The organism is Azospirillum lipoferum (genome assembly GCF_024170005.1).
In the GTDB taxonomy this organism is placed as follows: domain Bacteria; phylum Pseudomonadota; class Alphaproteobacteria; order Azospirillales; family Azospirillaceae; genus Azospirillum; species Azospirillum lipoferum.
Genome location: NZ_JALJXJ010000016.1, coordinates 107129 through 120577, shown reverse-complemented (window position 1 = coordinate 120577; position 13449 = coordinate 107129). Strand labels below are relative to the sequence as shown.

The 13449-nt window shown below is 68.9% G+C and carries 10 protein-coding genes; 2 read left to right on the top strand and 8 right to left on the bottom strand.

The genetic code is table 11. The annotated features are described in order from the left end of the window. Window positions 1–2 precede the first annotated feature (2 nt). The 6 genes from J2848_RS29170 to J2848_RS29140 form a co-directional block, all read right to left on the bottom strand. Window positions 3–848 carry a class I SAM-dependent methyltransferase gene (locus tag J2848_RS29170; protein WP_149233450.1) on the bottom strand — a complete coding sequence of 282 codons (846 nt, stop codon included), beginning with the start codon at window positions 846–848 and terminating at the stop codon, window positions 3–5. A 152-nt stretch (window positions 849–1000) separates the two neighbouring features. Further along, on the bottom strand, window positions 1001–3610 hold the full coding sequence (locus tag J2848_RS36035) for a right-handed parallel beta-helix repeat-containing protein (protein WP_149233451.1): 2610 nt from the start codon (window positions 3608–3610) through the stop codon (window positions 1001–1003). A 188-nt stretch (window positions 3611–3798) separates the two neighbouring features. Then, window positions 3799–4851 carry a M23 family metallopeptidase gene (locus J2848_RS29155; protein ID WP_149233452.1) on the bottom strand — a complete coding sequence of 351 codons (1053 nt, stop codon included), beginning with the start codon at window positions 4849–4851 and terminating at the stop codon, window positions 3799–3801. Window positions 4852–4976: 125 nt separating this feature from the next. After that, window positions 4977–5603, bottom strand: coding sequence for a DNA-3-methyladenine glycosylase I (locus J2848_RS29150; protein WP_149233453.1), 627 nt, complete (start codon window positions 5601–5603; stop codon window positions 4977–4979). A gap of 17 nt (window positions 5604–5620) precedes the next feature. Continuing rightward, window positions 5621–5908 carry a YciI family protein gene (locus tag J2848_RS29145; RefSeq protein WP_149233454.1) on the bottom strand — a complete coding sequence of 96 codons (288 nt, stop codon included), beginning with the start codon at window positions 5906–5908 and terminating at the stop codon, window positions 5621–5623. A gap of 26 nt (window positions 5909–5934) precedes the next feature. Then, window positions 5935–6528: a TetR/AcrR family transcriptional regulator gene (locus tag J2848_RS29140; protein ID WP_149233455.1), complete on the bottom strand. Its 594-nt coding sequence runs from the start codon at window positions 6526–6528 to the stop codon at window positions 5935–5937. A gap of 239 nt (window positions 6529–6767) precedes the next feature. On the opposite strand from J2848_RS29140, the gene J2848_RS36210 reads away from it, so the two are divergent. Further along, complete coding sequence (locus tag J2848_RS36210; protein ID WP_149233456.1) at window positions 6768–8198, top strand: carbohydrate-binding domain-containing protein; 1431 nt, start codon at window positions 6768–6770, stop codon at window positions 8196–8198. 66 nt (window positions 8199–8264) lie between these two features. On the opposite strand, the gene J2848_RS29125 is transcribed toward J2848_RS36210, so the two are convergent. Continuing rightward, the gene (locus tag J2848_RS29125) at window positions 8265–9770 is read right to left on the bottom strand and encodes an HlyD family type I secretion periplasmic adaptor subunit (RefSeq protein WP_149233457.1); all 1506 of its coding nucleotides are present in this window, start codon (window positions 9768–9770) and stop codon (window positions 8265–8267) included. A 14-nt stretch (window positions 9771–9784) separates the two neighbouring features. Further along, on the bottom strand, window positions 9785–12046 hold the full coding sequence (locus tag J2848_RS29120) for a type I secretion system permease/ATPase (RefSeq protein ID WP_246194085.1): 2262 nt from the start codon (window positions 12044–12046) through the stop codon (window positions 9785–9787). A gap of 315 nt (window positions 12047–12361) precedes the next feature. Between J2848_RS29120 and J2848_RS29115 the strand changes: the two genes are divergently transcribed. Then, window positions 12362–13291, top strand: a complete 930-nt coding sequence (locus J2848_RS29115; protein WP_149233458.1) for a hypothetical protein — start codon at window positions 12362–12364, stop codon at window positions 13289–13291. Window positions 13292–13449: the final 158 nt, after the last annotated feature.

Below are 13449 nucleotides of genomic sequence, written 5' to 3'. Positions count from 1 at the left end.
TATCAGCGCAGGAAGATCCGGTTCGGAAACGTCGGCACGCTTCTGAAGCCGAATGTTCCCACCGCCGTCTGCACGATGTTGATGCCGACGGCATTGAAGAGACAACTCAGCGCCGGCAGCGTGAAGATCGACACATGCCCGTCGCGCGGTGCGACGTACCACGACGTCAACACGTCGGGCGGCGTCGGGAAGGGATGCAGCAGCGTCTGTATCCACAGCAACCCGTCACGGCTCAGGTGCCGGCCCATGAACGCGGACAGCGCCCCGAGATCATGGCAATGCTCGAATACCTCGACGGCCACAATGACGTCGTACCGGCCTTTGGGTTTCCGTGCCTCCTCCACGCGGTAGGGTTCATACGAGGAGACGTTGAACCCGCTGTCGATCAGCCCCTGGCCGAGCGGTCCGGGATCGCCGCCGGCCCCGAAATCCAAGATCCGGATATCATCCTGGCTACCATGCAGGAAGGAGGCAATTCGTTTGCCATTCGCGTAGGAGGGAGTCTCCTTCAAGGGAACATCGGCACGTCCGGGAATTGCCGGATTGATCCACTCGTAGTCGGCGTTATAAATCTTTGTACGGAAATCCTCGGCGGACCACTCGTCGACATAATTCGTGAAGACGAACCCGCAGTTCCCGCATGCCCAATAAGGCACCTGGACGTCAGAGACCGGCAGCGCCCGCCGGCCAAGGCGGTCGATGCAGCACTTGTTGGCATCCAGGATTCCAACGTAGGACGCCGACGCGGCGCAGCATTTGCAGGCCATCGCTGCAAGACGGTAATTTTCCACTCGGACATCCCGTGTTGACCATCGCCCAAGCCGGGCGACCAGGGGTGCGTCCAGCATTGCTGCGAAAATATCCCGTAAGAACGGTCTTTTCGTCCAGATTCAGGGTCGGTTTGGGCCATGGATGGCGAATGGACGTGCAATTTGAATTGTATGCCATGTCTCCAGCGCGCCGCCAACCTCTCGGGGGGCGCCCATTTCCATGAAATCCTTCATGTTCCCCCCATCCCCGCGGCGGCCAGCATGGCGCCGTCCGGCAGCAGGCCCGCTGCCGCGGCGGGGGCAGGACTCAGCGCCCGGCCCTCCAGCCGGCCGCTCAGGATGTAGTGCCGCATCGCCGCCGTCAGGTCGCCGCCGGTGGCCGCCGCCACGTCGGCGTTGGCCGCCAGATAGGCCGAGGCGTTGAAGCCGGTGCTCCGTCCCTCCGCCCGGCCGCTGCCCAGGTAATGCAGATCGGCCCGGGTGGTGTCGGTGCCGAAGGCGGCGGCAAGGTCGGGATTGGCCGCCAGATAGGAGAGCGGGTTGAAGCTGACCGTCCGCCCCTCCGCCCGGCCGCTGCCGATGTAATGCATCGCCGCCGCCGTCCGGTCGGTGCCGAAGGCGGCCGTCAGGTCGCCATAGGAGGCGATGTAGGCCAGCGGATCGAAGCTCACCACCCGGCCCTCGGCCCGGCCGCTGGTGATGTAATGGGCCGCCGCGGCATCGCCGTTGGTGCCGAAGGCGGCCGTCAGGTCGCCGTAGGAAGCGACATAGGCCAACGGATCAAAGCTCACCGTCCGCCCTTCCGCCCGGCCGCTGGCGGCGTAATGGGCGGCACCGGCGGCGGCGTTGGCGCCGAAGGCGGCCGACAGGTCGGCGTAGGAGGCGATGTAGGCCAGCGGCGAGAAGGCCGGCCCGGCCGCGGCGGGCGTGCCGCCGGTACCGGTCGCCGGGGCGGTCCCGCTCCCCGATCCCCCGCCGGGGCTGGGAATCCCCGGCACCGTCAGCGGGGCGAAGCCCATCCGCCCCCAGTCCAGGTCATGGATTCCCAGGGAAAGACCGAGTGCTGCCGCGGCCCCGCTGCCCAGCCGGAAGTCGCCGGCCGCCGGGTTGGCGAACAGCCCGGACGACAGCGTGTCGCCGCCGTTCAGCCCGCGGATGCCCTGCAACAGGTTGCCGCTGACAGTGTAGGAACCGGGGGTCCAGAACTCCCAGTAATCCACGCCGGTGGAGGAGGAGATGACGTTGCCGGTCACCCGGTTGTTGCCGAGCAGCCCGATGTTGCCGGCGCTCGGCACCCATTCCAGCCGGATGAAGCGTTCGCGCGGGTTGGACAGGGTGGCGAAGTTGTTGGTGACGGTGTTGGAATCGCCGCCATGGATGAAGACGCTGGCCCAGCCGGTGTTCTGGATGAAGTTGTCCTGGACGGTGACGCCGTTGGCCATGTCGTCCAGATAGATGCCGAAGCTCTTCTGGCGGTCGAGCCAGCCCGACCCGTCGGTCGCCAGCCCGCCGACATTGCGGATGTCGTTGCCGCGGATGGTCGTGCGGGTGTCGACGTTGGAGCGGCCCAGCATCTCGATGGCGCCGCCGTCGGCGGTCTCGGTCATCGTGTTGTAGAGGCGGTTGTATTCCACCACCGTGTCGGTGTTGACGGTGGCGCCGTCCCAGTTCTTGATCGAGATGCCGTAGCGCGTGCTGTTGCGGATGTCGTTGCCGGAGATCAGCGTGCCGCTGGCGCCGTAGAGCTGGATGCCGGCGACGTCCTTCAGCACCTCGCCGATGCCGTCGATGCTGTTGGCGCTGATGCGGTTGGCGTTGCTGCCGTAGGTCACCTTGATGCCGCCGGCCCCCAGATGCTCCATCCGGTTGGCCTCGATCGCGTTGGCGGACGAGCCGGTCAGCGTCATCGCCGTGCCGGCATTGACGAAGCGGTTGCCGGCGATGCTGTTGCCCGACGCGTTGGTCAGCGTCAGGGCCGAGCCGTCCCAGCTGGTGTCGGCGAAGGTCAGCCCCTGGAGGGTGACGCCGCTCGCCCCGTTCAGCGCCATGAGCGTGCCCAGCCGCGCCACGACAGCGCCCTGGACCAGCAGGGTGCCGGGGTCCTGCGGCTTCACCACCAGCCGGCCGGTCTCGGCCTGCCAGGCGAACTCGCCGGCGTCACGGATGAAGGCGTCGTCGTTCAGCAGGCGGTAGGTGCCACCGCTGCGCAGGGCGTACTTGACCGCTTGCGTGAAGTTGATCGTCCGGCTGCCGGCATCGGTGGAGGCGACGCCGACGATGTTGTCGGACAGCCGTTCGGTGTCGAAGGTCTGGACCATGGTGCCGGGCTGGACACCGGCGGCCAGCACCGCCGCCATCGCCCCGTCGCCGGCCCCGACGCGCAGACTGGTTTTGCTGGCGCCGCCGGCCGCCGCCTCCAGCACCGACCAGCCGGAGCGGGCGTCGCCGGCGTTCCAGTCACCGGTCTGCGCCACCTTCTGCCGCACCCCGCCGATGGAGAGGTCCAGCCCCGTCGCCGAGGTCGCCGCGGCATAGAGCCCGCCGCCGATGGCGGTGAAACCGCCGACCCGCTCGCCGCCGCTGAACACCGGCGTCTCGCCCGGAAAGGCCATGATGCGCACGCCGTTGTCGGCTCCGGTCAGCGTGACCGTGCGCGCCATGGCATAGGTGCCGCCGCGCACATAGGTGTCGCGGATGCCGGTCGCCCGCATCGCGCTCTGCGCGCGTTCCAGCGTGGCGAAGGGACCGTCGGTGCCGTCGGCATTGGGTGCCGCCAAACGCCCCGACCAGGAATCGTTGCCGTTGGTCGCGACGTAGAAAGCCTGCTGCGTGTCTGTCATTGCCGGATTGCCTTGCCGATACCGGGCAATCACACGGCAGAAATACTTAATAATGAGGTATGGATAACCTTTCGGAGTTATCCTTCCGTACGGGATTCCGGTGTTCATTTCGTGACAAATGCCCGAATCTCCGCACTTGTCACTTGCCTATCTTTTTCGTTGCTCAGGAAATTCCCGACTCAACCCGGTCAGCGCATCTCCACCTGCCGCTCTTCCCGCAGCACCGTTTCATCGCCGTGGCGCAGCGTCACCGTCACCCGGTAGGGACCGGGGACCCAGGAGCCGGGGGCCGGTTTCTTCACCTCGGTGCCGAAGAACAGCACGGCCAGCGGACGCGGCACCGCGCCCTCGTTGCGGAACAGGCGGCGTCCGTCGGGACCGGTGACCTCCAGCGTCACCCGGTCGCCCTGCCGCCCGCCCATCAGCTCCGTCCACACGCCCAGCACCGGCGTGTCGGCCGGCAGCGTCCTGCCGCCATAGCCACCATTCCGGGCCACCTCCGCCTTCGGCGCCTCGGGCGCCAGACCGGCACCGAGCACGGCGCTCGGCCGGTAGGCGAGCGTCCGGCGCGCCTCGGCACTCCACAGCGTGCCCGACGGCACCGGTGCGATGTCCTGATCGGCGGAACAGGCCGGCGCCTCCCCGGTCCCGACCTCCTTGCCGGTGTAGGGATCGAGGGTGTGGCCGTCATGGCGGATGCCGAAATCGACATGGGGGAACTCGGTGTTGCCGGACAGCCCGACCTGGGCCAGCACGGTGCCCGCCTCCACCCGGTCGCCCGGCTTGACCGCGATGCTGCCGCGCTTCAGGTGGCTGTACTGGGTCTCCCAGCCGTTGCCATGGTCGACCACCACCGCATTGCCGGCCTCCCGCCCGGTCGGGGCGCCGCCGCTCTGCCGGATGCTGACGTCGTCCATCCCGTCGCGCACGCGCACCACCGTGCCTGGGGCGGCAGCCACCACCGCCACCCCGCGCCGCATCGCCTCCAGGTCGGACAGCCGGAAATCGGTCCCCTTGTGCCCGTCATAGGTCAGCCGGCCACAGGCGAAATCCCGCATCCCCGGCCCCGGATCGGCATCGACATAGTTCTGGACGAAACAGTCCGCCCCGATCCGGCAGCGCACCGGCACCTCCAGCGCCGGAGCCCCGGCAGGAGCCTGGGCAAATGCGGCGCCAAGGGCGGCAGGCGGCAGGAACAGCAGGGCGGCAAGGCCCCAGCGATATCCAGCCGGCACCCTCATCCAGACTCTCTGCCGAACCCTTCGCACAGCACCGCTCCGTCTTCCGTGGCTTCCGCTCAACAGGTGGGGCGTCGGGCGGGGAGGGCCAGCCCCACTCTTATGCGACGACGCATAAGTGGAGAGGCTCAGCCCGCACCGGCCATCCGGCGCGGCCGCTGGAATGCGGCCCGCGCCCGTTCCACCTCGCCATGCACCGCACAGCCTTCGACGTGATCGTTGATCAGCCCCATCGCCTGCATGAAGGCATGGACGGTCGTCGGGCCGACGAAGGACCAGCCGCGCTTCTTCAGGTCCTTCGACAGGGCGACCGACGCCGGAGAGGTGGAGGCGGTCTGCGGCGGCGCACATGCGTCGGCCGACGGCTCGAAGCGCCAGACATAAGCGGCCAGCGAGCCCTCCTGCTCCACCAGTTCCCGTGCGCGCCGGGCATTGTTGACGACCGCCTCGATCTTGCCGCGGTGACGGACGATGCCGTCGTTCGTCATCAGGCGCTCGACGTCGGCCTGGGTGAAGGCGGCGACCCGCTCGAAATCGAACCCTTCGAAGGCCGCGCGGAAATTCTCCCGCTTGGCGAGGATGGTGCGCCAGCTCAGGCCCGACTGGAAAGCTTCCAGGCAGAGCTTCTCGAACAGGCGGCGGTCATCGCCGACCGGAAATCCCCATTCGGTATCGTGATAGGCGAAGAATTCGGGCGCAGCCGCGCACCAGCGGCACCGGGGTCTGCCGTCAGGACCGGGGATCGTCGCGTTCATCGGTAAACCTTCATCGGTCAGGCCCGCAGGAAAGCCAGACGGTCGTCCACACGGCCCGGCGTGATTTCGAGGATGTCGGCGTCGACGATCTTCTCCGCCACGAAGGGATCCTCCCGCAGGCGCGCGTCCAGATCACCGCGCGAGATGTCGTGCGCGAGAACGGCACCGCCGGCACCGCCGGGAAGGCTGCCGGCCAGCAGGAAGACGCCGTCTTCGAACCCGCGCCGGATCCAGGCGGTGTGCCCGTCCATATGCCTGGCGGCCTCCGCCCTGTTCGCGGAAAATCTGAGCGTGACGACGAACATGCGGAGCGGCTCCTTCGGAATTGAGGTCAGGAAAGATGGTTGGGGCGGCTTGCCCCGGGGCGCTGGGCCTCCAGCCAGATGCCCATGTCCTCGACCTCGCGCCGGATGAAGGCTTCGTCGCGGAAGGCGGTGGCAAGGGTGGCGACGCCCTGGCTGCGCATCAGAAGATGCATGGCGAGCGCATCGGCGTCGGCGTCGCGTCCAAGTGCTGCGAACTGGCGGGCCAGCCAGTCCCGGAACAGGGTGAAGAGCCTGACCGCGTCCTCTTTGGCGACGTGATCGAGTTTGGAAAGCTCGTTGCAGAGCGTGCCGACCGGGCAGCCGTACTGCATGATCTTCGCCCGGTTCATCACAAGGATATGGATGAAGCTGCGGATGCGCTGCGCCGGATCGTCGGTCCCGGCCTCCCAGGCTTCCAGCATCCGGCCGGTGTTGGCGAGACGCAGGGCGATCACCGCATCCAGGATCTCGTCCTTCGTCTTGAAGTGATAATAGAAATTGCCGCGGGACAGCCGGACGGCCGCAGCGATGTCGGCGAAGGAGGTGGCTTCGAACCCCTGCTCATAGAAGAGCCGGTCGGCAGCCTCCACGATCTGCTGGCGCGTGCTTGCGGCACCCATCGTCCTCTCCCCACGCCCCGTGTGCCGCCAGCCCTCACCGCTTCGAGGCGGAAACCGGGACATGGGGGCGACGGCACCTCACTAGGTCAACTGACCTAGAGATTTCTAGGACACCTGTCCGACAGAGTCAATCACGCCCCAAATCCGCCCCGTCCTTATCATCCGAAGGCCACACCGCCGGCCCGCATACTCCGCCCCGCATCTTCATCGACGACGGCAGCAGGACGGGGACCGACAGCATGGCGAACAGCACCTATACCGGCCGGGGCGAGACGGTCGTCGTCATCGACAGCGGATGGTCGCCGACCTGGGAGGCCGCCTCGCGCATCGTCTATCAGCATGACTACGCCAACAACGATGCCGACGCGCGCAACCCCAACGCCGACACCCACGGCGCCCTGGTGACCTCCAGCATCCTGTCGCAGGCGCCGGACCTCAACGTCATCGCGCTGAAGGTGATGCCGGACGGCGCCTCCACCGCGTCGGGGGCGGCGATCGAGCAGGCGCTGCAATGGGTCGTGTCCCATGCGTCGGACTACAACGTCGTCGGCGTCAACCTGTCGCTGGCCGGCGGCTCCGCCACGTCGGAGATGACGACCCTGCTGTCGGACGAGCTGGCGAGCCTCGCCGCCAAGCGGGTGCTGGTGTCGGCCGCCGCAGGCAATGCCGGGCAGAACGGGACGGCGACCGACGTGTCCTATTTCGCCGCCGACCACAACACGATCTGCGTCAGCGCATCGGGCGGCGACGGCACCATGCCGGGCTGGGCCCAGCGCGTCCCCGGCATCACCGACCTCTGCGCCGACGGCACCGACATCCGGCTGACCGATCTGGCCGGACGGACGGTGACGGCCAACGGCTCCTCCTTCTCGGCCCCCGCGGTGACCGCCGCGGTGGCGCTCGCCCAGCAGGAGGCCGTGGCGCTGCGCGGCAGCGCCCTGACCCAGGACGAGTTCCTGTCGCTGGCCAGGCAGACCGGCACGCCGATCGCCGGCACCGGCTACACCGACCTGAACACCCAGGCCCTGCTGGCGAAGATCGGCCAGCTCTATGGCACGACGGCGACGCCGACGCTGCCCGACCCCACACACCCCGGTGCTCCGGCCACCACCACCGCCACCATCCTGGTCAACGCCAAGGGCACGGCGGCGGCCGGGGTGAACGCCCATTTCACCCTGCTGGTCGACGGTCAGGCCGTCGGCAACGCCACGGTGGGCGCCGCGGCCAAGAACTACGCCTTCACCGCCACCGTGTCGGCCGACAGCGCCCACACGGTGCAGGTCCAGTACGACAATGACGGCTTCGCCGGCGGCCAGGACCGCAACCTGTTCGTCACCAGCGTCAGCGTGAACGGCCACAGCTATGCCGCCACCGATGCCGCGGTAACCTACGACAAGGGCGCGCTCGACGGGCGCGATGTGGTCAAGGGCCAGAGCGGCATGTGGTGGAACGGCACGCTGGTGGTCGCCGCCGACAAAGGCCTGTTCGGTGCACAGGCGCAGGTGGCGGAGCTTCAGGCAAGCGACCTGCTCGGGCACGCGGTGTCGGCCAACATGGCATCGCACGGGACGGCCGATGTCGCCGGCTGGACGCCGGAAATGCTTCCGGCCTTCCAGTATGCCGACCATGGCCTGCACGCGTGGTACGACACGCACGACGTGGCGGCATAAGGAGCCGAGACCGGAGCGGATCCCCTCTCCCCGGGGGGAGAGGGGGATTCTGGGAGAGTGACCATCTCACCGCTCGTGCATCGCTTCCTGGGCGCTGCGCGACAGGGGGGAGAGCAGGTAGTCGGCGATGCGGCGGCGGCCGGTCTTGATCTCGGCGCTGACCGTCATGCCCGGCTGCAGCCGCGTCTGCTTGCCGTCGACGTCCAGCGTGTCGCGGTCCAGCGCGATGCGGGCGGCATAGACCGATCCCGCTTCCGGCGTCTTGGCCGCGGTCTTGTCCGTCCCCTTGTCAGCCTGCTGCTGCTGTTGCACGGCATCGCTGGACAGCGAGGCGACGCGGCCGGGGATCAGCCCGTATTTGGTGAAGGAGAAGGCCTCCACCTTCACCTCCGCCACCTGACCGGTCTGGACGAAGCCGATGTCCTTGTTGGGGATGAAGGCCTCGACCTCCAGCCGGCTGTCCTCGGGCACGATGACCATCACCGGCTGGGCGGTGGTCACCACGCCACCGACCGTATGCACGGCCAGCTGCTGGACATAGCCGTCCACCGGCGCCGTCAGCCGCAGCAGCCCGACCTGCTGGTCGGCCTTGGCCAGCTCCTGCTCCAGCGAGGCGGCCTTGCGTTCGGCCTCGGCGAGGCTGGTATAGAGCTGGCGGCGGAACTCGGCCTCGGTCTGGCGGCGCTGCTCGGCGGTGGCGGCGATGGAGGCGTCGGCCTCCGTCAGCTTGATCTTCTGGACCAGAAGCTCCTGTTCCTGCCCGACCAGATCCTGCTGAAGCTGGAGATACTGGAAGCGGGACGAGGTGCCGCGCTTCGACAGATCGTACAGCGCTTCCGCCCGTTCGCGGATCAGCGGCAGGGTGGCGTTCAGCTTGGCGATGGTCTGCACCACGGTGGCGCGGTCGGCCTCGCGCCGGGCCTGCTCGCGGTCGAGCGCGGCCAGCTTGGCGCGCTGCTCGGCGATCTGGCTGGCGAGGAGCTGGCCCTGCATCCGCGCCAGTTCGGGCGACAGGCCGGCCGGGGCCGTGAAGGCGGCGTCGGGGTTGCCGTTCACCACCTCCAGCGCCGCGCGCAGCCGCGCCGCCTCGGCCTGGGCGGCCGACAGGTCGGAGCGGATGCGGTCGCGGTCGGCGGCGGCCTCGGTCGGATCCAGTTCGATCAGGGTCTGGCCGGCCTTCACCAACTGGCCGTCCTCCACGGCGATGGCGCGGACGACGCCGGTCTGCATCGGCTGGATGGTCTTGGTCCGGCCGCTCGGCACCACCCGGCCCTGGGCCACCGCCACCACGTCGACATGGCCGAACCACGCCCAGGCGCAGGCCGCAGTGAAGGCCAGCATGATGACCCCGGTGAAGATGCGCGCGGTGGGGGAGGGCGGCCGTTCCAGGATCTCCAGCGCGTCGGGCAGGAAATCCATCTCGTCGCGCCGCCGCTTCTGCGGACGGCCCTGGAGTTTGGTCGGCGGGCGTGGCCCGCCGGGGGTGCCCGGCGCGTTGGCGGGCGGCCTGACGCCCGGAGGGGAGGAGGGGGTAGCGGGAGTGGTCTTCACTGCGGCGGTCGTCTTGCTCATGACCTTCATCCCCCTTAGCCCGCAGCCCGCTGTTCGATCAGCCCGTCCGTGGGCGGGGCGCTGCCCGGCAGCTGCCCCATCTGGCCGCGGAACAGCGTGGCGTAACGGCCGCCGCGGCGCAGAAGCTCGTCGGGTGCGCCGTCTTCGACGATGCGGCCGCGCTCGACGGTGACGATGCGGTCGGCGATGGCGACGGTGGACAGGCGGTGGGCGATGATCAGCACGGTGCGGCCGGCACAGATGCGGCGCATGTTGGCCTGGATGATCCGTTCGGACTCATGGTCGAGCGCGCTGGTCGCCTCGTCGAAGATCAGGATGCGCGGGTTGGTGACCAGCGCGCGGGCGATGGCGATGCGCTGCCGCTGCCCGCCGGACAGGCTGGCGCCGCGCTCCCCCACCACCGTGTCGTAGCCGTCGGGCAGCTCGACGACGAAGTCGTGGGCGCCGGCCAGCTTCGCCGCGGCGACGACGCGGGCCATGTCCATGGTCGGGTCGGTCAGCGCGATGTTCTCGCGGATGGTGCCCGAGAACAGGACATTGTCCTGCAACACCACGCCGATCTGCCGGCGCAGCCACACCGCGTCGGCGGTGGAGAGGTCGGTGCCGTCGACCATCACCCGCCCGCGCTCCGGCACATGGAAGCGCTGGAGCAGCTTGGCCAGCGTGCTCTTGCCCGAGCCGGACGTGCCGACGATGCCGACCACCTGTCCCGCCGGGACATGCAGTGACACGTCGCTCAGCGTCTCCGGCCCGTCATGGCGGTAGCGGAAGGTGACATGGTCGAAGCTGAGGTCGCCCTTGATCGCCGGCATGGCGGCGCGGCCGGCGCTCTGCAGCGGTTCGGGTGCCGTGTTCAGGATGTCGCCGATGCGGTGCATCGACAGCCGCACCTGCTGGAAATCCTGCCACAGCTGGGCGATGCGCAGCACCGGCTGGACGACGCGGCCGGCAAACATGTTGAAGGCCACCAGCTCGCCCACCGTCAGGCTGCCCTCGATCACCAGCTTGGCCCCCAGCCACAGCACCAGCATGGTCGAGATCTTGGAGACGAACTGCACCGACTGGCTGGCGACGTTGTTCAGGTTGCCGGCGCGGAAGCCGGCGCGGACATAGCCGGACAGCTGGTCCTCCCAGCGGCGCTGCATGCGCGGCTCGACCGCCATGGCCTTGACCGTCTCGATGCTCGACACCGTCTCGACCAGGAAGCTGTGGTTCTCGGCGCCGCGGGCGAACTTCTCGTCCAGCCGGCGGCGCAGGATCGGCGTCGCCACCAGGCTGATGGCGACGTAGACGGGGAAGGAGGCCGCGACGATCGCCGTCAGCATCGGGCTGTAGACCAGCATGACGCCCAGGAAGACCACGGTGAACAGCAGGTCCAGCACCAGCGTGATGGTGGAGCTGGTCATGAAGTTTCGGATCGTCTCCAGTTCGCGCACGCGGGCGACGCTGTCGCCGACCCGGCGCGCCGCGAAATAGCCCATGGGGAGCGACAGCAGCCGCTGGTACAGCTTGGCCCCCAACTCCACGTCCAGCCGGTTGGCGGTGTGGGCGAAGGTGTAGGTGCGCAGGCCCCCCAGCACCGCCTCGAACAGGATGACGGCCAGCATGCCGGCCATCAGCACGTCCAGCGTGCCCAGGCTGCGGTGCACCACTACCTTGTCGACCACCACCTGGAAGAACAGCGGCGTCACCAGCGCGAACAGCTGGATGAAGAAGGAGGCGAGCAGCACCTCGCCCAGGATGCCGCGGTATTTCCAGGCGACCGCGCCGAACCAGCGGGCGTCGAAACGCGGCTGGCCCATGCCCAGCGTGCCCTTGCGGCCCAGGCAGATCAGCCGACCGGTCCACAGCGGCTCGAACCCCTCGCGGTCGAGGATGCGGGTCTGGCTGGTCGCCGCGTCATGCACCAGCACGCGGTCGCCGCCGGCCTTGGCCAGCACCAGGAAACCACCGTCGGGACCGGGGACCAGCGCCGGCAGCGGCGTGCGCTCCAGCCGCTCCCACTTGGTCTTCACCACGCGGGCCTTGGCGCCCAGCCGATGGGCTTGGCGGACCAGCCCGGTCAGATCGGGGGATTCACCGCCGCAGGCATGGCGCACGCCGTCATAGTCGGCCGGAATGCCGAGGATGCGCAGCGCCGACACCAGTCCGGCGATGCCGGGATCGAGACGGGGGCCGGGATTGGGTCCAGGGTTAGGACCATTTTGGGCGCCAGGGGGAGGGGAGGGAGGGTCCCGCGCCGGATCGGCCGGCGACCCGTCTCGCATCTGTTCCATGAAGGCTTCCCGGTTCCAAAACTCTAAGGGGTGCCGCCGGACGGCTGCGGCCAATCGAAGGTGAGCATCGCGTCCCCGCGCGGCCACCCGAACGATGGGGTACCCCGCATCGTTGCTGTTCGAAGGGAGAGGCTCGAAGGTCGACCGAGCGCTCTTCCGCGGTTTCCCCGATGGTCCGGTCCGGCCGGCTGCTTTTCCCCAACGGCTTTCCCCAGCGCCTTTTCCTGGACCGGATGCGGTGCTTGGGAGTAGGCATGCAGGACAGCCGGACCAGCGGGACCGGCGCCGTTTTCCCCACGCCGGACAAAAGCCGCCTTGTCGCCGATCCCCCAGCTCCTGCGCCTTCTGATCCTGCTGCTGACGCCCTTCTGGCTGTCGCTGGCGGTGGAGGGTCTGGGCCTGTACGGGTCGATGCCGTCGCTGCTGTCCAGCTGGCGCCGCCCCGCGGACGTCGACACCACAACGGCCCAGCCGACCGGCTGGCGGGAGCGTGCCTATCTGGCCGCCAACCCCGATGTCGCCGCCGCCGTCCGCAGCGGGCAGGTCTCCAGCGGCTACGCCCATTATGTCCAGCAGGGCCGTGCCGAGGGCCGCCGCGGCGGCTTCGTGGAGCAGGCCAAGAAGCCGGCGGAACACCACCCCGCCACAAGCCAGCCGACCGCCCCCCCCACCGGCCCGGCCCAAACAGATCCGGCCCCTGCCTTCGTCCCGGCTCCCCCGCTGCCGGCGGCGAAGCCCGAACCGCAGGACGGCGCGCCCGCCCTGCGGACGGAACCGGCGGTGGAAATCCTGCGCCCCGGCGTCAAGCCGGTCCCCGACGCGCCGGCCCGCGCGTCCGGTATCCAGACGGTGGCAAGCACGGCGGCCCCCCGCCATGTGGAGCGCATCCGCACCGCCAATGGCGGGGACGGGCTGCGCGTCGTGCTCGACCTCGATCAGGATCCGCGTTTCGAGACACCGGTGCGCCGCCCCGACGGCCGGCTGGAGGTCACGCTTCCCGGCACGCAGTGGCAGGCCGCACCGACGGGCCGCCTGCCGGCAACGGCGCTCGGCTACCGGGCAGAGCAGAACGGCAGCGGCACCCGCCTGCTGTTCAGCGATGAGGATGGCGGAACAGATGGCAAGGGTGATGCCGTCCGTCTGCTCGCCGTTTCCACCCTGCCCCCCGACAAGGACCGCGGCCACCGGCTGGTGATCGATCTGGTGCTGCCCTCCATGGCGAAGGCCGACCGCAAGGCCCGCTGAAGAAGGCCCCGCTGAGCGAGTCCAGGCCCGGCGATTTCCCCAGTTGCCTTCATGGTTGTCTTGCCCGGCCGGATCGGTTAGCTGTCTGTCAGTCGTCAGTCACACTGGCCGTAAGCGTTCAACGTCAACCAACGCACTCAACGATCCTCGGCGGTCGG

What these genes read in the sequence shown, in the direction of transcription:
- J2848_RS29170 (WP_149233450.1), bottom strand. Translation starts at nt 848, where the DNA reads ATGCTGGACGCACCCCTGGTCGCCCGGCTTGGGCGATGGTCAACACGG.
- J2848_RS36035 (WP_149233451.1), bottom strand. Translation starts at nt 3,610, where the DNA reads ATGACAGACACGCAGCAGGCTTTCTACGTCGCGACCAACGGCAACGAT.
- J2848_RS29155 (WP_149233452.1), bottom strand. Translation starts at nt 4,851, where the DNA reads ATGAGGGTGCCGGCTGGATATCGCTGGGGCCTTGCCGCCCTGCTGTTC.
- J2848_RS29150 (WP_149233453.1), bottom strand. Translation starts at nt 5,603, where the DNA reads ATGAACGCGACGATCCCCGGTCCTGACGGCAGACCCCGGTGCCGCTGG.
- J2848_RS29145 (WP_149233454.1), bottom strand. Translation starts at nt 5,908, where the DNA reads ATGTTCGTCGTCACGCTCAGATTTTCCGCGAACAGGGCGGAGGCCGCC.
- J2848_RS29140 (WP_149233455.1), bottom strand. Translation starts at nt 6,528, where the DNA reads ATGGGTGCCGCAAGCACGCGCCAGCAGATCGTGGAGGCTGCCGACCGG.
- J2848_RS36210 (WP_149233456.1), top strand. Translation starts at nt 6,768, where the DNA reads ATGGCGAACAGCACCTATACCGGCCGGGGCGAGACGGTCGTCGTCATC.
- J2848_RS29125 (WP_149233457.1), bottom strand. Translation starts at nt 9,770, where the DNA reads ATGAGCAAGACGACCGCCGCAGTGAAGACCACTCCCGCTACCCCCTCC.
- J2848_RS29120 (WP_246194085.1), bottom strand. Translation starts at nt 12,046, where the DNA reads ATGGAACAGATGCGAGACGGGTCGCCGGCCGATCCGGCGCGGGACCCT.